Origin of the sequence: Paenibacillus gallinarum, assembly GCF_014836635.1 — a bacterium.
Taxonomy (GTDB): domain Bacteria; phylum Bacillota; class Bacilli; order Paenibacillales; family Paenibacillaceae; genus Paenibacillus; species Paenibacillus gallinarum.
Genome location: NZ_JACSQL010000009.1, coordinates 83,761 through 103,243, shown reverse-complemented (window position 1 = coordinate 103,243; position 19,483 = coordinate 83,761). Strand labels below are relative to the sequence as shown.

The 19,483-nt window shown below is 38.6% G+C and carries 16 protein-coding genes and 1 riboswitch; of the genes, 2 read left to right on the top strand and 14 right to left on the bottom strand.

Annotation, left to right across the window (positions count from 1 at the left end; genetic code table 11):
* Window positions 1-79: 79 nt before the first annotated feature.
* From H9647_RS17880 to H9647_RS17855, 6 genes are all read right to left on the bottom strand, one after another.
* The gene (locus tag H9647_RS17880) at window positions 80-1,813 is read right to left on the bottom strand and encodes a sensor histidine kinase (RefSeq protein ID WP_191802483.1); all 1,734 of its coding nucleotides are present in this window, start codon (window positions 1,811-1,813) and stop codon (window positions 80-82) included.
* A complete protein-coding gene (locus H9647_RS17875; RefSeq protein ID WP_191802481.1) occupies window positions 1,810-2,577 on the bottom strand; it encodes a response regulator transcription factor in 768 nt (255 codons plus the stop codon). Before H9647_RS17875 ends, H9647_RS17880 begins: the two co-directional genes overlap by 4 nt.
* 100 nt (window positions 2,578-2,677) lie before the next feature.
* Complete coding sequence (msrB, locus tag H9647_RS17870) at window positions 2,678-3,787, bottom strand: peptide-methionine (R)-S-oxide reductase MsrB (RefSeq protein WP_191802479.1); 1,110 nt, start codon at window positions 3,785-3,787, stop codon at window positions 2,678-2,680.
* 20 nt (window positions 3,788-3,807) lie between these two features.
* Window positions 3,808-4,329 (bottom strand): redoxin family protein, encoded by a 522-nt coding sequence (locus H9647_RS17865; protein WP_191802478.1) that lies wholly within the window; start codon window positions 4,327-4,329, stop codon window positions 3,808-3,810.
* 14 nt (window positions 4,330-4,343) lie between these two features.
* The gene (locus tag H9647_RS17860) at window positions 4,344-5,063 is read right to left on the bottom strand and encodes a cytochrome c biogenesis CcdA family protein (RefSeq protein WP_191802476.1); all 720 of its coding nucleotides are present in this window, start codon (window positions 5,061-5,063) and stop codon (window positions 4,344-4,346) included.
* 159 nt (window positions 5,064-5,222) lie between these two features.
* Entirely contained in the window at window positions 5,223-6,953 is a 1,731-nt protein-coding gene (locus tag H9647_RS17855; protein WP_191802474.1) for a methyl-accepting chemotaxis protein, read from the bottom strand.
* Window positions 6,954-7,325: 372 nt separating this feature from the next.
* Between H9647_RS17855 and H9647_RS17850 the strand changes: the two genes are divergently transcribed.
* Window positions 7,326-7,928 carry a hypothetical protein gene (locus tag H9647_RS17850; RefSeq protein WP_191802472.1) on the top strand — a complete coding sequence of 201 codons (603 nt, stop codon included), beginning with the start codon at window positions 7,326-7,328 and terminating at the stop codon, window positions 7,926-7,928.
* Between the two features lie 119 nt (window positions 7,929-8,047).
* On the opposite strand, the gene H9647_RS17845 is transcribed toward H9647_RS17850, so the two are convergent.
* From H9647_RS17845 to H9647_RS17825, 5 genes are all read right to left on the bottom strand, one after another.
* Window positions 8,048-8,467, bottom strand: a complete 420-nt coding sequence (locus tag H9647_RS17845; protein WP_225229385.1) for a DUF3237 family protein — start codon at window positions 8,465-8,467, stop codon at window positions 8,048-8,050.
* A 1-nt stretch (window position 8,468) separates the two neighbouring features.
* On the bottom strand, window positions 8,469-9,818 hold the full coding sequence (locus tag H9647_RS17840; protein WP_191802471.1) for an amino acid permease: 1,350 nt from the start codon (window positions 9,816-9,818) through the stop codon (window positions 8,469-8,471).
* A 161-nt stretch (window positions 9,819-9,979) separates the two neighbouring features.
* A riboswitch (glycine riboswitch) is annotated at window positions 9,980-10,061 on the bottom strand.
* Window positions 10,062-10,264: 203 nt separating this feature from the next.
* Entirely contained in the window at window positions 10,265-12,460 is a 2,196-nt protein-coding gene (locus H9647_RS17835; RefSeq protein WP_191802469.1) for an alpha-galactosidase, read from the bottom strand.
* Window positions 12,461-12,533: 73 nt separating this feature from the next.
* Window positions 12,534-13,559, bottom strand: a complete 1,026-nt coding sequence (locus H9647_RS17830; protein WP_191802467.1) for a LacI family DNA-binding transcriptional regulator — start codon at window positions 13,557-13,559, stop codon at window positions 12,534-12,536.
* Between the two features lie 66 nt (window positions 13,560-13,625).
* Window positions 13,626-14,858 (bottom strand): MFS transporter, encoded by a 1,233-nt coding sequence (locus tag H9647_RS17825; protein ID WP_191802465.1) that lies wholly within the window; start codon window positions 14,856-14,858, stop codon window positions 13,626-13,628.
* 378 nt (window positions 14,859-15,236) lie between these two features.
* Between H9647_RS17825 and H9647_RS17820 the strand changes: the two genes are divergently transcribed.
* Window positions 15,237-16,109, top strand: coding sequence for a hypothetical protein (locus H9647_RS17820; protein WP_191802463.1), 873 nt, complete (start codon window positions 15,237-15,239; stop codon window positions 16,107-16,109).
* A gap of 89 nt (window positions 16,110-16,198) precedes the next feature.
* On the opposite strand, the gene H9647_RS17815 is transcribed toward H9647_RS17820, so the two are convergent.
* From H9647_RS17815 to H9647_RS17805, 3 genes are read right to left on the bottom strand one after another with little or no spacing between them, the layout of a single operon-like run.
* Complete coding sequence (locus H9647_RS17815) at window positions 16,199-16,906, bottom strand: polyphosphate polymerase domain-containing protein (protein WP_225229384.1); 708 nt, start codon at window positions 16,904-16,906, stop codon at window positions 16,199-16,201.
* Between the two features lie 23 nt (window positions 16,907-16,929).
* Window positions 16,930-18,330: a glycosyltransferase family 2 protein gene (locus H9647_RS17810; protein WP_191802461.1), complete on the bottom strand. Its 1,401-nt coding sequence runs from the start codon at window positions 18,328-18,330 to the stop codon at window positions 16,930-16,932.
* The gene (locus tag H9647_RS17805; protein WP_191802459.1) at window positions 18,299-19,483 is read right to left on the bottom strand and encodes a HEAT repeat domain-containing protein; all 1,185 of its coding nucleotides are present in this window, start codon (window positions 19,481-19,483) and stop codon (window positions 18,299-18,301) included. Before H9647_RS17805 ends, H9647_RS17810 begins: the two co-directional genes overlap by 32 nt.

Here is a 19,483-nt window from a genome sequence, read left to right as displayed (position 1 = left end):
AAACCACTCCTGACAAACGAAAAAAAGCCGCTTCCTGTTTAAAGGAAACGACACCTAGCATCTAATATATAAGTTCATTTCAATCCAGCGTCTTTGATATTACGATGCGCACGGTTGTCCCATTATGATCTGAATGGATGTTTACCCCATACTTTTGGCCGTAATACAACTGAATACGCTCATCTACGTTTTTAATTCCGACACCGCCAAGTTTTGTCGATTGATTCGCTCGATTTTGCAATAGTGCGTCTTTATCAAATCCATCTCCATTATCCCGAACTGTAAAAATAACTTGGTCTTCATCCATCTCTGCGCGAACCTCGATTATACCTTGACGATCCAGTCCCCGTATCCCGTGATACAGTGCATTCTCAACAATCGGCTGTAAGATAATCTTAGGCATCTGTACTCGTGATAAGGAGGGGTCACAATCGATGGTATAGACAAGCCTATCGCCGTAACGTTCCTTTTGAATAAATAGATACTGCCTTACATGATCGAGTTCATTCTCCACCGTCGTCAGCTCATTTCCTCCGCTTAAAGATAAACGGAAAAATTGTGCCAACGCTTTCGTCATTTCAATGACTTTCTCACTATCATTAAACTCTGCCATCCACACGATGGTATCAAGCGTATTATAGAGAAAATGGGGATTGATCTGACTATGCAGTGTGCTGATTTCCAAGCGCCGTAAATCCTTTTCTTTGTCCGTAATCTCCTGCATTAGTTTTCTAATCTCCATCATCATACCGTTAAAGTGCCGAGAAAGGCTTTGCGCTTCATAACATCCTCTGCTATCAACCTTTATCTCTGTAAGTCCTTGTTCAATATCTTGCATGGCTCGCTCTAATTTCCGAAAAGGCGTGGTAATCCTGCCTGTAAAAAGAACGACACTGACCGTTGCGATAACGAGAAATACGAAGCCGAAGAGGATGAAAATGTTAAACAATTTATTTTTAATTGCGGTCAGTTCATCTTGGGATGATACCCCTGCAAAAATCCAGTCTGCATTACGTAAGGAATACAGATGTGTGAAGGTCTGCTCTGTCTGATCATAAGCTGCTGGATCTAGAGCAATTTCATACAGTTCCTGCTGTTTGATTTGATTTTGAAAATATGCAGGATCTTCATGATATACGACCTCATGGTTGGCATTTAGAATAAAAGAAAAGCCCGTATGTCCTAAATCTAAATTCTCTAGATAGTCTTCTATTACTTTGTACTGAACATCAATGAGAAGAACACCAATATTTCTGCCCTGTTCATTTTTAATTTCACGACTGAGCGAGATGACCCAATTATCTTTATCCATACTAAAATCCTGCATGCGCGCCGAAGTTAGAACAGGAACGTTCCCATTATCAATGGCCGATACATACCAAGCTTCTTTCATCATATTGCTGGACATGCTCATCGATAAACCGGATTCATTCGAGATAATTTGCCCGTCCTTACTGACTATGACAATCGACTCAATGAACGGATCTGTAGCTATGGATGTATCAATCATGCTAAGAATCATTTCTTTGTCTGCTTGCTGCCGGTCTGTATTTGAAAAATAATCGACAAGCTGCGGATTTTCCGCAAGCAACCACGAGAGAGCTTTTAGCCGGTCAATATACAAATCTATATACATTCCGCTCTGCTCCACTGCATTTTCCGTATTCGTGGTTGCTTCTTTCTGAACAATGGATGCAATGCTAAAGTAAAGAATAATTCCGATAAAAAGCAGGGTCAGCACACTTGAAACAATATAGTGGAGAGCGATTTGAACACGCAGTTTTTTAAATATAAAGAAACGTGGCATCCTCATTCCCGTGCCTTTTCCCGAAATTGGTTAGGGGATAGCATAAACTTTCGTTTGAATGAGGCACTCAGATAGTTCGGATCTTCAAAACCAACCGCATCTGCAATTTCATACACTCGCATATGTGTGCTGAGCAGCAGAATCTTGGCACGTTCTAGGCGCATGGTTACCATGTACTCTTGAAAGGTTTGACCGTACAGACGTTTAAAAAGACTGCTGAGGTACGATGTGCTGAGAGCGAGCTGTTTTGCTAGATACGTTAAGGAAAAATCCTTATTTGCAATATTCTCTTCGATCTCTTTTTGTATTTTCACTTTATAACCCGTGTCATCTGCTGTATCTGTACTCTTTTTCAAATCTTGTACAAGTCGTGACACCTCTATGTAATTGTCCGCTTGTTGTCTTTTTTCAATGAGTTTCCTTAGCATTTGCTCTATATCTTTTTTAGAAACTGGCTTCAATACATAATCATCCACACCTGCTTTTAAAGCAGAAACAGCGTAATCAAAATAATCATAGCCTGTCACCAGGGCAATTTTCACGTCTGGTTTTAGACTCTTAACCGCAATGGCAAAATCAAGCCCATTCATCTTCGGCATATTAATATCAGCTAAAATAAAATCAGGTTCGTGTTGTTTGAAAATTTCTAACGCGGCTTCCCCGTTTGAGGCTTCATATACCTCAGAGATGGACAATGCTTCAAAATCAACAAAGGAACGAATTCCTCGAATGATGATGGGTTCATCATCAACTAGAAGTAGTTTATACATTGTCTCCTCCTTCTTAAGGCTTGGACCATATGTCCATCACAAAGAAGATGGCTTTCACCATCTCCCTTGTTTACCTTATATATATTGTACAATATTGTATCTATTTTGTAAGATGTTCCAGATATCCATAACCGGCCGCTTCCATATCTGCTTGCGGGATAAAAGTAATGGAGGCACTGTTAATACAATATCTTAATCCCCCACGGTCCTCTGGTCCGTCTTCAAATACATGACCTAAATGGCTGTTCCCCGTACGGCTTCTTACTTCGGTGCGAACCATGTTATAACTGGTGTCTTCATATTCAAGCACAACAGCTGGGTCAATCGGTTTAGTAAAACTCGGCCATCCGCACATCGAGTCATACTTATCTGCAGATGAGAATAAAGGCTCGCCTGTTACTACATCCACGTAAATTCCTGGTTCGTAATTATCCCAATATTCATTGGAGAATGCTCGTTCTGTGCCTTTCCCTTGAGTAACTTCATATTGTTCGTCCGTTAATTTTGCTTTAATCTCTTCCTCACTTGGCTTTGGATATAGAGCAGGATCGATCAGAGAAGGAATCTCCTGATTTTCTAATGAATCAAATTCAACGTGGCAATATCCGTCTGGATTCTTCTCTAGATAATCTTGGTGATATTCTTCTGCCAGTGTATAACCGGTCAGGGGCTCAACTTCCGTAACGATTGGATCATCATAACGTTCTTGTTCCGCTGCCACAACTTTATCTATGACTTTTCTATCTTCCTCATTTGTATAATAAATACCTGTACGGTATTGCTCTCCCCGATCATTTCCTTGCTGATTTAGAATCGTTGGATCAATGATTTTAAAATAATAAGTTAGCAGCTTCTCTAAATCAACGCGCTCTGGATCATACGTAACATGAACAGTTTCCGCATATCCTGTATTACCGCGAATCACCTGCTCATAAGTAGGGTTCTCCGTGTGTCCATTTGCATAACCAGATGTCACATCATAAACGCCGTACACACGGGCCATATATGCTTCGACGCCCCAGAAGCAGCCGCCAGCCAGCCAGATTTCCTCTAGATTATTCTCATCAAAAGCTAAATTTACATTTGGATTCTCCGGGTACTTTGACTCTGCCTTCAAAGATAACCCTGATCCATTCGTTGCTTTTACCGTTCCGCATCCTGCGATTACAATAACCAGTCCCAAAAGCAGAAACCATCCCATTTTCTTCATTCGTCTTCACAGCCTTTCCTTTATTGGATTGATGCGAATTTTTCGATGATTTGTTCGTTACCCGCATGACCAGGCAGGGTTTGAATGAGTTTTCCATCCGAGTCAATGTACGCAGACGTTGGATATCCACGAACCCCAAATGCATCGGCTACTTTACCGCCTTCATCAAGCAACACCGTTGTATTTGCTGCTTCTTCCACACCACTGAACCATTTTTTAAAAGCCCCTGTTTCTTTTTCATTCTTATATCCTGGAGAAACAATGGTTAAGACAACAAAATCTTCATCGTTCTTTGCAAGTTCGTCTACCTCTTCAAGACCTGCTAAGCAGATCGAACACCAGGATGCCCAGAACTTCACATATACTTTTTTTCCTGCATAATCGGATAAGCTGTGTGTCTTGCCGTCAATGTCAGTTAAAGTGAAATTGGTTGCTTCTGCACTTGTAGTACCTCCTGCTTCTGTTGCCTTCGTTCCGGATGAACAAGCAGCAAGCAAGGAGATCATGGTTACTGCGAGCAAAATCAGCATCATCTTTTTCATTGTTTCCACTCCTTTTACTGTGGGATCAGTGTAGTAAACCAGTTTAAATTATTGGTCATAAGGAACAGCCCCATAATAATAATGATGACACCACCAGCAATCTTCATTTTGTTCATATGCTTATTTAATTTTTTTACCTTACGCAGTAAAACATCGGAAAATAGAGCTAGAATTAAAAACGGAATAAGTAAGCCAAGTGCATAGATGAACATAAGGAATGCTCCGTATAATGCCTGACCTTCATTTGCAGATAAACCTAGTACGGCACCTAAAATAGGTCCAATACATGGAGTCCAGCCGATACTAAACGTAAAACCTAATAGATAAGTACCAACAAGATCTCGTTTTTCACTTCGATTGATCTGCACTTTTTTTTCACGATTTAAAATAGAGACCTGAAACAAACCAACTTGATGTAATCCAAGCAATACCACAAAGGCACCACAGACAACGATAAACCAGCTTGTATTCAGTACAGCGCCTAGAAAGCCCGCTCCAAAGCCGAGTATAATAAAACTTGTGGATAAGCCGGCTACAAAAATAAACGTTTTCAGCAACAAATGAAGGTTCAGCTTTCCCTTAAACAGCGAGCCCATACTATTTGTTGTTTGTCCCTGTTCATTGGTAGATAAAATGGAGATATACACAGGAAGTAACGGTAATATACACGGAGAGAAAAAGGACAATAAACCTGCAATGAAGACAGAGCTTAAAACCAGCTGTTCAATAGCCAACAGGAACACCTCCTTTATACTTGCTTCATTCATATTACAAGGATTTTCCTGTTTATGACATAGAATGAGATGTTGTAAATCTTTAAAATGATCATGTATATATCCTGAAAAACACGAAAAACGCCAGATACGGAGAGACCGTATTCTGACGCTTATCAATTATACTTTGAATTTACCTACTAGTTCTTGCAAGTCCTCCGCCATCGTAGACAGTGAAGCAGCAGATGCTGTTATCTCTTCCATTGAAGCTAACTGTTCTTCCGTGGATGCAGCAAGATTCTGCGATTCAGCAGCAACCGTCTTGGAGCCATCCGATATAAGTCCTATGGAGTGAACGACCTGCTCTGTACTTACTGATATTTGCTGAGAAGCTGCCGAGATTTCCTGAACTTGATTAGAAACCTCTTCTATATTTTGCTTAATCACCTCAAATAAATCGCCCGTCTTATGAACAACCCCAATTCCATCGCTGACTTCCTTCACGCCTGCTTCTGTTGTTTCCACTACATGATGCGTCCGCTCTTTAATCGTCGTTACGAGCTCTGTTATTTGTCCTGCCGACTGTGATGATTGTTCCGCTAGTTTTCTTACTTCATCAGCAACCACTGCGAAACCTCGTCCATGTTCACCTGCCCTAGCGGCCTCGATCGCTGCGTTTAAAGCTAACAGATTCGTCTGTGCAGCAATTTCTGATATCACTTCAACGATCATTTCTATTTTTTCTGACTGTTCTTCCATGTCCGTCACCGCATTCACTAAATTGTTCATGGTGAGCTGGATGGACTCCATCTGCGATACAGTCAATTGTATGGACTGGTTACCTTCAATAGCCTTGCTTGCCGTCTCCATAGTGAGCGAGGAGGTCATTTGTGCGTTAGAAGCAATTTGCTGAACCCCAGATGACATTTCATGAATTGCCTGGAGACTCTCATCTACACTTCTCGATTGCATTTGGGCATTGTTGGATACTTCTTGGATCGTTATTGTAATCGATTCGGATGCTTGACTCGACTGCTCTGAACTTGCGGTTAACTCTTCAGACGATGAAGCTACATGTTCTGAACTAATGCTGATTTGACGAACTAAATCCTGAAGATTATCCCTCATCTGGTGAAAAGAACTCGCCAAAGTTCGAATCTCATCTTTACTTTTTACTTTGACATCTTTTACTGCCAGATTCCCAAGCGCAATTTGCTCAGCAGCTGAGGTAATCGCCACTACCGGTCTCGATATGGAACGTGAACAGAGATAGCCAATAAGCACTGCCAAAATAAATGCAACAATACTAATCACCATAACAGTGATAATGGCATTTTTAACTACTGCCGAGCTTTCTTTGCTTGATTCATTCATCGACTCCATTTGGTCGATTGCCAGTTGTTCTACTAAAGGATCCAGATCATTTCCGAGTGGAAATACTTCACTCAGGAAATACTCCGTAATTTGTGCTGAAGAAGCATTCCCTTGGATCATCTCAATTAATTGCTCATACTTTTGTTTGAATTGACTATTTCCTTCTTGGAGTTCCTGCAATCTTGCATCAAACTCAGGGATATGAGACAACACCTGCGTCTCTGCAATCAGTTTGGTAGCTGTTTCATACTCCACTGCTAATTTGTCTAAAAACTCAGGATCTTTGGTCACAATATAAGCCCGTATCAAACTATTTTCTTTCGAAATTTCTACTTGGATTTTTAACATGTTAGATAATATGACTGCTCTTCTATCTATTAAATCTGTGTATGTACTATCTACTTTAGTTAAATATACAGTTGCTATCGATCCGATCATCCCCAGTAATAGGGAAACAATGATAAAAGAACCGATTAATTTTCTACCGATTGTCATTTTAAATGTAATTTTGTTTCTCAGCTTGCTTCCAAATCCCATGTCATTACACTCCTTTATGAATCCTATCTTTTTAACAGCAAAAAAAATCCTCTCATTTCAAATACACGAGATGGTTGAACAGGACGATGTTCATTCTTCAGCTGAATTTATTGCTTTTTAGAATATGAGGCCCTCCTACTTGTCCAATTTGTTCTAAACATTTCAATTGCTCAATACATATTATATCGGCATCCTATGCCCATGGATGAATAGGTGACATACCTTTGTTAGTTTGTGAAATAGCTTATACTCTCCGTACCTTTTATAAAGTATTTGAATAATATTAATTGTTGTATGAGGCAACTTTGATCTGGTGATAATACATTTGTTAAGATAGTTACTTACTATCATATAAGTCAGAAAGGAACTACGATGCGAGAAATGCGAGATACTTCTAGAAATCATAAGTTTAATAACATTTTTGAATTGGTGTTGTTCGTTATATGTGGAGTATCGGTTATCTATTTTGCTATGACTGGAGCTTATGACAAGACCTTTCAAGCGGGTCTTATTATTTTCGTTCTGCTATTTTTAAGAGGGGTAATGAAGTGGACCAAAACGGAGTTGCCTCCTGCACTGTACCTATCAGTGCTGATCTTTATCACAATTACGATGATGCTTGCCAATCTATTTGGTATGTATGGTGTCATTCCCTATCTGGACAAAATTGAACATCTGCTGTCTGGCGTTATTTTATTCTTCGTTGGCCAGTTCATCGTGAATAAGATGGTAAAGCATAAAGGGATGGATAGCCTGCCCTCCAACATTATGATTTGGTTCTCTTTATTCTTTGCTATTGCCATGGCTGGAATGTGGGAGATCTATGAGTTTTCGGTGGATCATCTATTCAGTCTCAATTCACAAAATGGCAGTTTGACGGATACGATGTGGGATATCATCTGCGGAACGGTTGGTGCTGGCGCAACCTCCCTCTATGTAATGACTAAACACGTAAAAACAGACAAGATGGATTAACATCACGCAATAAGCTTATAAAAAGACCTTATAGAAAAGACCTCTTTTCTGCGACTCAGTCATGCACTGCGCTGACTTCATTCAACAAGAAAAGAGGTCTTACTATTTACATTTTTAGTTTATACCCACCTGTATATCTTAATATCTACCCCGGTTTCGGTTGGAAAGCCTTCTGCTACAAATAGTTCTTCATTGAAATAAGACAGTGCTTTACTATTCGTTATTAATTTAGGATAGGTTCGAAACAAAGCTTCCTTCTCATTTTTATGAAAGTTCCCATTATTCTCAATATAAATCTGGCAGGTTTCTCCCGTATAATCCTTGCCGTGAAGCATGTATCTAGCAGATAGACTGTGGCTGCCGGACTTACTGATGATCTGAGTATCTACTCCTCCGTCTAATACTTCCCCTTGAAATAGATCCCCTTTTACTTGGCCTGTAAAAGAAATCATGATCACTGTATCTCCATCACTATTCTGAAGCTCGGCTGACTTATCAATCTTAACTTGTACGGTGAATACCTCTTCCCATGTCAGCATATTAGTCCGCAGTCCCCTTCTTATTCAGAGTGTACAAAATATATAACAAAACAAACCATAGAGGAGTTAACAGTAATGCTGGACGTGTTTCATCCGCAAACAGCATAATAACGAGAATAAATGCAAACAGTGCTAAGACAACGTAATTCACAAAAGGTGTGAACGGTGCTTTAAACTTCGATTTTGCATGTAACTCAGGCTGTGTTTTCTTATATTTGATATGACATATGAGGAGTACACCCCAGACCCAAATGAAACAAATGGCACTAATTGTGGTGACGACTCCAAATGCTTGTTCTGGAATCAGTTTGCTAAGCAGAGCTCCCGCGGATAGGACAAGCGTTGATACCAATAATCCGTTTCTGGGCACATGATGTTTATTTAGTTTAGAGAAAAAGGAAGGTGCCTGCTTATTGCCTCCTAAACTATATAAAATTCGGCTGGTTGAGAACATTCCACTATTACAAGCAGAAGCAGCTGAAGTTAATACGACAAAGTTAATCACTCCTGCAGCAATTGGGACCCCAACTAAACTAAATGTTTTAACAAAAGGACTTTCGGTTGCGCTAAGCTCCGTCCAAGGACTGATGCATAATAGGGCAATAATTGCACCAACGTAGAAAAACAAAATTCGTAAAGGAATTTTATTAATGGCCGATGGAATATTTTTTTCTGGATTCGATGTTTCCGCAGCCGATACGCCTACTAACTCCACACCGACAAAGGCAAACACAACCATTTGAAACGAAAGTAAGAATCCAGATATTCCGTGTGGAAAGATTCCACCATGCTCCCAAATATTTTTTACCGTAACCATTCCTGTATCTGTTTTAAATCCAATCACGAGCAAGATAACGCCAATACCAATTAAAGCGAGAATCGTGACTACCTTAATTAGTGCAAACCAAAATTCGAGTTCACCAAAGTTCTTTACTGTTAACAAATTAAGTCCTAATAAGATAATTACACAGATAACTTCGGGTACCCACTGGGGAATATCAAACCAGTATTGTACATACACTCCAACCGCAATTACATCCGCCATAGCGGTCATGATCCAGCAGAACCAATAAGTCCATCCCGTTACAAATGCTGCCCGCGGACCAAGATAATCTTCGGCAATATCCGTAAAGGACTGATAACCCGCTTTAGATAACAGCAGTTCCCCCAGTGCCCTCATTACAAAAAAAATGGCGATACCTATGATTAGATAAGCAATGATGATTGAAGGGCCGGCCAGTTGTATCGCTTTACCAGATCCTAAAAACAATCCAGTACCAATCGTTCCGCCGATCGCGATGAGCTGTACATGACGATTCTCTAAACCCCTCTGTAACTCTTGTTGTGCCATACGTATCTCTCCCTTACCATTCTAAAAATTCTTTTCTTCAACCCTAAACAGCAAAAATAAAAATAAAAAAAGAGATTGGATATTCTCCAATCTCTCAAGGTCATTAAAAGTAATAAATAAGATTCGTTAAACACATAAATATGTATAACAAATAAATTATCTAGTACTCTTCTGTCCTTTTGCCTGAGATTGTGAACCCTTCGGCGCCATGAAATATTTCATGGTCTCTCCAGAAGCTGCTCCTGCTATAGTGTGATCCATAGCAATCATAGCCTGCTAGTTATTCAATTTTTAAGTGTGTTCACTCTTTTAAATATGTTCACAATATTAATCACAGACAAATATTTTGTCAATGACATTCACACAACTGTAAAACCCGTACATCAATCATTAATCAAAAGAAGAAGGCAAGAGATTCTATCTCTTGCCTTCTTCTCCATAAAGAACTACACTTCCTTTAAATGCCAAACTAAGCTTTGGAAGTCCCCTTTTATCTCAACGGGAATATGCAAACCAGCATACATTAATTCATCCCCGCCGAATACTTGCTCATCTCCAGCTAGTGCATACTGCTTCGCAGGATCGATTCCTTTTAGTCTTAAGAAGGTGCTAGGTGCAGCTGCCTCATCTAAAACACGGAAATAGAATACAATGGCTTCTGACTTATCTTTATTCGTGAACAGCCAAGACGTAATATTGCCTTCAAAAGGACTTTCCAGTCGATAGAAGTCTCCAAACTGAATTAATCCACGGATTTCTTTGTAATTGGAAACTTGCTCTTTGACGATCTCCTTCTCCTCATCCGTCATTTGAGTCAAATCAAGCTCATATCCTAAATTACCGGATATAGCTACATCTCCCCGCATCTGTAACGATGTGACTCGGTGAACTTGATGATTGGGAACAGCGGAAACATGGGATCCCATTGAAATGATCGGATAAACAAGACTTGTACCATATTGTATTTTCAAACGTGATACCGCATCTGTATTATCAGAAGTCCATGTCTGCGGCATATAATACAGGATTCCTGGATCAAATCTTCCACCGCCACCGGAGCAGCTTTCAAATAAAACGTCCGGGAAAGAAGATGTAATGGCATCCATTACTTTATATAGACCCAGCATATAACGGTGTGCGGTTTCTCTTTGCCGATCTGCCGGAAGAAGAGCCGAACCAATTTCCGTCATATGTCGATTCATATCCCATTTCACATACGAAATGGGAGCACTCGCCAAGATGTTGCAAACCCGTTTCGTAATTTCTTCACATACATCATCCCTCGAAAAATCGAGTACAAGCTGTCTACGGCTTTCCGAACGGCTGCGATTGGGTACATGAAGACACCAATCAGGGTGGTCACGATACAGGTCGCTGTCAACAGAGATCATCTCCGGTTCAAACCACAGCCCAAACTGCATACCTATGTTGTTTACACTCTCCGCAAGATGATCAAGACCCTCAGGGAGCTTATTGCGATCAACAAACCAGTCCCCCAGCGAGGTAGTATCATCATCACGTTTGCCAAACCAGCCATCATCAAGAACAAATAATTCAATCCCTAAATCTTGACCTACTTTAGCAATATCCATAATCTTCTCTGCATTGAAATCAAAATAAGTAGCTTCCCAGTTATTAACTAATATCGGACGTTCTTTGTCTCGGTAAGTTCCCCTAACTAGACGGGTACGATATAACTCATGGAATGTTCGAGACATCCCGCCAAGCCCTTCGGATGAATACACCATAACAACTTCAGGTGTTTGGAAGCTCTCGCCGTTCTCCAGTTTCCAACTAAAATCAAATGGATTAATTCCCATCGTTACACGCGTATTTCTAAATTGATCCACCTCAGCCTGAGCTAAAAAGTTCCCGCTATAGACAAAGTTAAATCCATATACTTCTCCATGATCTTCAGTTGCATCTTTTCTGAGAAGCGCCATAAACGGATTATGTTGATGACTGCTTGCCCCTCTTGTACTTTCCACAGACTGGATTCCATGACGCAGCGGCTGACGTGCAATATGTCTTTCTTTTACGTGGGCGCCATGCAGGTGTAAAAAGTCAAATTCGGCATCTCGAAAATCAACGGATGAGCTTAGTGCGCTGAGTAATTTGATAGAATGAGCTCCTTCATTCACAAAACGGACAGACCGAGTAATCACATTGAATTGTTCAAAGACGGTATAAGTTAGAATCACCTTCAGACCAATCAACGAATCCTCCATCATGATCTCAAGAGTCTCTGCCTCATCCTCTTTCTCAACATAGGTAGAAGGAAGACCCTCTAGCGGCGTTTTTCCTTTTATAATTTTATGATCAACATACCGTAAGTCTGTAATGGTTGAGCCATTATCCAGTTGAACTTGGTAAGCAGGCTTTCTAAAATCTGTATTCCCATACTGCGGGTATTCTTGCGGCAATGTATCCAGAGAAAACGTACGATCATGTCTATGATCATAAGGATTTCCCGAGAATCCCCGGTCTACATATTGAATAGCATTAGAATGCCGATAGTCGCTAACACCTCTGCCCCAGTAATAATGCGCAAGGTACCCATCACGTAATACACCCATTACATAGCTGGTACCTTTAGCCCTCAAATGGAAGGTCTTATTTTCAGAATTATAATGAATTCCCATTTTAATAAAACAACTCCTATCTCAATTTGATTGCTCCTTTATAACCGTGCCTATAATAGGTTAATTGATCTTTCTAGCATGTTTTTGGTTTAACACTATCTCGAATGACCAACTCCGCAGGAAGAATTACCTTTAGTGGAATGGTTCTCCCTTTCAAACGATCATAGAGGAGTTTCACTGCTGTTTTTCCCATTTCATCACCATACACTTTTACGGTGGATAACGGAGGATTCATATAAGCCGCAGCTTCGATATCGTCATAACTAAATATAGATACATCTTCAGGAACCCTGATATTTGCTTCATGAAGCGCCCGAAGCACTCCCACTGCGGTAGGATCACTTCCGACAACAATCGCACTTGGCAGATCATTCATTTCAATCAGCTGTTTCATTAACGTATACCCGCTTGCTGTACTCCACTCACCGATCAAGACTTTCTCCGGATTATATAATCCTTTTTCCTTCATCGTTTTTTCAAAAGTACTCTGTCTGGTATCTTCTTTATCGCTCGTCTTAAACTTGCTGACGCCAAAAATTTCTCCTTTTCCGCCGATATAAGCAATATCCGTATGCCCAAGTTCGAGTAAGTAGGAAATAACGAGCTCTGTAGCGCCTTCAAAATCAGAGATAACAACATCAACGTTCGTATCTTTTGGTAAATAGTCAACAGCGATTATATTGTTGTTATGAGCATAAATCCCTTTTAAATCAGCGATATCTACATCTCCGATGACAATTAACCCATCTAACCCACTTACACTATCAGCTGTGATTTGACTTTTCCCAACGATCATCGTGGAAACGATACGTAAGGGATATTGATTACAGGCATCTTCCGCCCCAAGTCGAATGGACTGAAAATAGGGATCAATCGTTTCATCATTCAACATAATGACGCCAATGCTGTAGGCTTCTTCTTGTTTTTTTACCTTCACACTTTTCTTTCGTAACGGTTTATAATCTAACTCATCAACGATAGCCAAAACCCTTTTTCTTGTTTCTTCAGATACGGAAAGTGACGGATCGTTATTCAATATTCTTGAAACTGTTGCAGTAGAAACTTTGGAATGTCTTGCTATATCTTTAATAGTTATCATGGTATCACCTATACTTTTTAAGTTAATTTTACTTAAATATCATACCATGAATATTAACCTAAGAGACTAGGAAAGACTTACTTCACCCAGTTTCGCTCTCTTCTCTCCAGACAACGTGAATATGGATACAAGTGTAAAGACGAGGGCAACCGTACCTAAGAGTAGGTAAGCGCTTTTAAAACCGACAGTATCGTACATATTACCAGCGATGGTTGATAAGAAGATGGCTCCTACTTGCTTTGAAAACTGGAATCCAATCAAATAGATGGTTGCCGATAATCTCATATCAAAATTAGCTGAAATGTATTTAAATACACCGACAAGTAAAATAGGCACTTCTGCGGCATGCATTAATTTTAATAGACTGATAGCAACAGGGCCGTCTGCAATACTGGAACCCAGTATTCGGAATGACATAATAAATCCAGCATAGATTAGTGCTTGTTTTGCACCAAACTTATTGATGATAAATGGTGCGAGAACCATGACGATTGCTTCAAGGAATACTTGGAGGGTGACAAGGTTTCCAAACACCTCCGTACCTTGACCTTCTGATGAGAAGAACTGAGTAAAGTAGACTGGAAATTGCTGATCATATACATCATAAATACAGCCAACACCAAGTACATAGATTACAAAAAACCAGAACTTTCTGTTCTTAAACAGAGAAACTGTCGAAACTTTAGGTGCGGAGGGCTGATCCCCATTATAGAGCGCTTCAGCATTGTTTCCGCTCATTTTTGCAAAGCTTAATACGAGTGCTAATAAAATCGCTGCAATGGAGCAAATCCAAAAAATAATATTTGGATTGGTAGCAAATAAATGACCGGTTACAAAGGTACTAATTGCAGCACCGATATTACCAAACACTCTGACGCGGCCATACTCAAAATCATTTACATGGCTGACTTTTTCAATATAGGCTTCGATTACTCCTACCCCGCCATTAAAAACAGCACCAAGGTAAGCGCCTCCAACGATGGCTGCAAGAATGATATTGGTTTTGAGCAAAGCAGGGAATAGATAGACGAAGAAAGGACCAATCAGAACTAACAGTCCTACGAAAACCCATAATAAATTTTTCTTTAATCCCAATCGATCTGAAATAATTCCAAAAAACGGTTGATAGCAAATGGCTGCGATAGAGATTGCAGAAAAGACAATTCCTGTACTTGTAGAGCTTAATCCCCCTACTTGTGACAGCCACAAAGATAAAAACATATTACATGCAGCCCAAACAAAGAAATACAGTAAAAAGAAACATCCAAATAACCAATAGTTCTTATTAAGCGTCTTCATTTCAATCCTTCTTTCATCTTTTTTCAAGAAAGCAGTAAAACGATTACATAAAGCGATTACATAAAATAACTAGTTATATTAACCTTGTTTTAGTAAATTTAGTGTAGCAAAAAATATTGGAAACTACAATACTAGACATGATTTTGTTCATATATCTAGTAAAATGCTGATTTTTAATGATTTATTTTATATTATTTAAGTAAAATTAGTTATAATATCAATTTATTTTACTAAAATTACTTAGAAGCATCCTCACGATCAATAACTACACTCTCATACATTTAGTCACAAAATTTTACCGACACAAAAAGCCTGTTTTTCGAGATAATAGTTAGTGGACATTTCAATAGACTAAGTATTATTAAAGAAGGTGTTTTTTTGATTCGTCATAAAGCTAAAATTTCAATTCTTTTGATCATATTTCTTATTGCGGCACTAGGTAAATGGCTCTCAAACAGAGATACCGCACCCTATGCCACATGGATTTGGGATACCTCTGTTATAGAGACGGATATGGAACGTACCGTGGAGTCCATTCATAACATGAACATTCATTCTGTATATTTACAGTACTCTTCAAAGGTTACCAACGAAACCTACAGAAACTTTATTTCTTCATTGCAAAAAGAAGGGGTAGAAGTATATGCATTAGATGGTGCACCTGACTGGGGTATTACAGACCATGAAAGTAAAGAACAGTTTTTAAAATGGTTTCATAACTACCAAGCAGATGCGCCTCTTCATGAGCAATTTAAAGGTATGCATCTCGATATCGAGCCTTATTTGTTAGAAAATTGGGAAACAAACCAGGAGGAAATCATCTTCCAGTTTCAAACCCTCCTCTTGCAACTAAAGGATTTCGCTGAAAATAGGAACACAAGTTTAGGAGTGGATATCCCTTTTTGGTTTGATGAGGTACCCTTTGATAATAAATACGGACAAGGTTACCTATCGCAGTGGCTGATACAAAATACAGATGAAACTACGATCATGGCATATCGAAATTTTGCAGAAGGCAATAATGGGATTATCGACATCAGCACGCAAGAAGTGGACTGGGCCGAGCAAGAAAACAAAAAAATAACGATTGCCGTTGAAACTGAAAAAACTCCTGAAGAACATGTCTCGTTTCATAATGAAAATAAACACACCCTCGTTTCCGAGATCAAACTTGTACAGGACCATTACAAGGGTCGTATAGCTGGAATTGCTATTCATTCCTTCGAGAGTATGAAAAAACGATCGCAATAAATCCCTAACCCATCGAAAGAATATGAAAAAATGGTGTCTAAAAGAAAGAACCAATCCTTCTTCTAGACACCATTTTTATACTCTGATATTTATGACATATAATTCTCAAAAAAGCCTCGTGATAAACTATATTTACTAACCGATTGTTGCTTAACATCACATCTTCCTAGGATGTCACTAAGCCACCGATATAAAAATTTATTATACTTCACTTCCAAGACCTTTGTATCAAAATCAAATAGCGGATACAGAATCGTATCTTGGTTAAAAAAATCTAAATCAATCTCATTGCTGCGTATCTCTGAATCGAGCGTTATCCGAATATCATTGGTAGGATGTATAAATGCTTTTCTCCGATATTCAATGATAACAACAGGACGATAATGATCAATCTTCATAATATTATAAATGGTATTCGCTGCTTTACTATTATATTTTAGTAAAACATCGTAATCACATTCCATTAATCTTTGGGCATCTTCACGATCAATAACGACACTATCTTTTCTTTGTGCAGAGCCAAATTTCCGTTTAATCTCTAACTTTACCTTTGGATGATTCACATCATACGTTCTTATTCTAATTTTTTTGCGATTTTCTATTCCATCTACTCGTTCATAGAAATCCTTATTAAAAGGGGTATCAAAATATAAAGAACGAATGAGGTATCCAAAAGCTTTATTGTTTTTATCGGGGATAAGAACATCATTCAACACGCTTGATAACTCAGCATACTGAAAAGAATTGATCACATACTTCATTTCTTTTCTTGATACATTCAAAGTTGTTTCACTCATTAGTAAGAAATCCTTTCGTTCCCTTATTCCATTGAAACACGCTCCATATTTCCCCACTTGTGCTTTCCTTTTCGTGTACCCACAAAAGCACCAATTCGAAATAGTGAACACATTTGTCTATAACCGATACATTCAAATACCGATACAGCAAGAAGTTTAATGACACCTTTTAGAGACAGAGAATCACTAAATAAATAATTACAGAATATAATCGAAATCCAGGAAGCGAGTATATTAAATACCATATAAAAAATTAAAAAGAAAATAAGAAATTCTAGATTAATCATATGAAAGAAAAAGGATAACGTAACCGTTAATATTCCGAGAATCTCTAATATCGGGGTTATATACTCGAATAAAACGAAATACGGATAAGAAATCATACCCACCGTTCCATACATGGGACGAAAAAACATAAAAGAGTGTGAAAAGAGGGCTTGTCCCATGCCTATATGCCAACGTTTTCTTTGCGACTTCAGCACCGATACTTTCTCAGGGACTTGAGTCCAACAAAAGGCATCTGGTACATACTCAATTTTATAAGGAAGTTTGTTTTTTCGATAATAGCAGTGCAGCTTTACGATTAAGTCCATATCTTCGCCAATGATATCTGTAGTATATCCGCCCACCTTAATCACTGCTTTTTTATTATATAAACCAAATGCCCCAGAAATAATTAAATTCGCATTGAGTCCATTCATGGCTACACGTGACATCAGAAACACACGGAAATATTCAATCATTTGGAACATAACGAGCCATTTTTTTGGAGTATCTATTTTTACTATTTTACCATTTTGGATCGTGGCCTGATTGGCAACATTAATATTTCCTCCAACCGCAACTACATCATCACTTTCCAAAAACGGTACAACTATCTTCTCTAAAGAGTCGTACTCTAAAATAGAATCAGCGTCCATACAAATAAACAGGGGATATCTGCTTACATTAATCCCGGTATTAAGAGCGTCGCTCTTTCCCCCATTTTGTTTATCTACAAGTACGATTTGCTTTCCTTCAAAATCACCTTCATAAATACTCTTTATCTCTTTACAGTTTATTTGTTTATGAATAGGGCGTTTCACTTCTTTTAACTCAAAATGGTCCCGCACTTTTTGCATGGTGGAGTCTTTCGAACCATCATTAACAATAATAATCTCAACTTTGGGATACCTTAGGTGCAATAAAGAGGTGATAGAACTTATAATCGTTACCTCTTCATTGTAGGCAGGAACAATAATAGAAATAGGAATATAGTTCTCCCTATTATTAAGCTGCGGGTAAACCATATGGCTTTTCTTTATAGAAAAATCATCAAGCTGAAAAGAAGCTACCATGGTATTTAAAAACACATACACCGCATATAAAAACATATAGACCAAGAAAAAGAAATTAATGAACAAGATGATTTGTTTTAAATCCATCTCTTCTCTCCTCCTTTTCCACGTTCTCGATCTGGAAGCAGGCTAATTTAACTTGATCATTATCAGAGTTGATTAAACCTTTGGAATAGAGAGTGTAAATCATGATATCTCTAGCAAAAGTGTCCTTTTCACAAATGACTTTCCCGATGGAACTATCCTTATTAAAAATGTTCTCTTCTTCTAAGTGAAAAAGTGTAAAAGCACAATTGTACCGTACGAACCAATTCGCGTCTTTTATATATTCCTTGAGTAATGTAATCGTTTCTTCACAAGGATATAAACCAATGGCTCTGGCACACACTGCTCTAATTTCGTAGCTTTTACTTTTGAATTTTTCGACAATAAATGGGTATGCCTCTTGCTTATGAACGACTCCAAAATATCGGATTCCCGCAATGATTATTTCCTTATCACTAGATGCCTCAATGAATCGTAAAATCTCATTAGAATATTCACTTATTCTACGATTTGTAAAATGATCCATAATACCTCGTTGTATTTTTGGGCTGAATTCAACCATATTACTAGCTAAAGCTTTATTCAACTCTTGCATATCCCCGCGAAAACTACCCATAAAATCCACAATCACTTTATTATTAAAGTACAATTTTCCTTTTGAGATTTTGCGATATGCATCAATAATGGTATCCACATTCCCTGTATTTCTAAGGACTCGGAGTGCATTATTCCTCACATATAGCGAAGGATCTTCTAGACTTTCTAGTGCAAAATCAATAACCTCTTCCGAATTCATATAATATTCAGCACACAAATATAAGATATAGCTCTTTCGATACTTATTGCGCACGATGCGATTGTTATTTAACATTTGGAAATCAATGATAAGAGTGACCAACTGATGCAGCTTCTCAGTTAAACCGTCCTGTTTCACTCTGGCAAAATAAATAGAATTAAATGCCTGGAGGCCTGTCTTGGTTTGAACCTTTTTCCGCAGATCTGAAATTTCTTTTTCTGAAATTTTAGATCCACTTTCTGATTCCATATACTTGTCAACAATCGGCTGCATTTCATTTTCCAATTGGCTGACTCTTCTTTGGTCCATTCCTTGTTTCACTTTTGAAAAAACAATATATGAAATAACAAGAAGTAAAATAACGAAGAAGAAAATAATAAAGAAGTATATCAGATCCAT

Excerpts from the sequence above, each read along its gene's own strand:
- H9647_RS17880 (WP_191802483.1), bottom strand. The coding sequence starts at position 1,813 with ATGAGGATGCCACGTTTCTTTATATTTAAAAAACTGCGTGTTCAAATC.
- H9647_RS17875 (WP_191802481.1), bottom strand. The coding sequence starts at position 2,577 with ATGTATAAACTACTTCTAGTTGATGATGAACCCATCATCATTCGAGGA.
- msrB (WP_191802479.1), bottom strand. The coding sequence starts at position 3,787 with ATGAAGAAAATGGGATGGTTTCTGCTTTTGGGACTGGTTATTGTAATC.
- H9647_RS17865 (WP_191802478.1), bottom strand. The coding sequence starts at position 4,329 with ATGAAAAAGATGATGCTGATTTTGCTCGCAGTAACCATGATCTCCTTG.
- H9647_RS17855 (WP_191802474.1), bottom strand. The coding sequence starts at position 6,953 with ATGGGATTTGGAAGCAAGCTGAGAAACAAAATTACATTTAAAATGACA.
- H9647_RS17850 (WP_191802472.1), top strand. The coding sequence starts at position 7,326 with ATGCGAGAAATGCGAGATACTTCTAGAAATCATAAGTTTAATAACATT.
- H9647_RS17845 (WP_225229385.1), bottom strand. The coding sequence starts at position 8,467 with ATGCTGACATGGGAAGAGGTATTCACCGTACAAGTTAAGATTGATAAG.
- H9647_RS17840 (WP_191802471.1), bottom strand. The coding sequence starts at position 9,818 with ATGGCACAACAAGAGTTACAGAGGGGTTTAGAGAATCGTCATGTACAG.
- H9647_RS17835 (WP_191802469.1), bottom strand. The coding sequence starts at position 12,460 with ATGGGAATTCATTATAATTCTGAAAATAAGACCTTCCATTTGAGGGCT.
- H9647_RS17830 (WP_191802467.1), bottom strand. The coding sequence starts at position 13,559 with ATGATAACTATTAAAGATATAGCAAGACATTCCAAAGTTTCTACTGCA.
- H9647_RS17825 (WP_191802465.1), bottom strand. The coding sequence starts at position 14,858 with ATGAAGACGCTTAATAAGAACTATTGGTTATTTGGATGTTTCTTTTTA.
- H9647_RS17815 (WP_225229384.1), bottom strand. The coding sequence starts at position 16,906 with ATGAGTGAAACAACTTTGAATGTATCAAGAAAAGAAATGAAGTATGTG.
- H9647_RS17810 (WP_191802461.1), bottom strand. The coding sequence starts at position 18,330 with ATGGATTTAAAACAAATCATCTTGTTCATTAATTTCTTTTTCTTGGTC.
- H9647_RS17805 (WP_191802459.1), bottom strand. The coding sequence starts at position 19,483 with ATGGATCTGATATACTTCTTTATTATTTTCTTCTTCGTTATTTTACTT.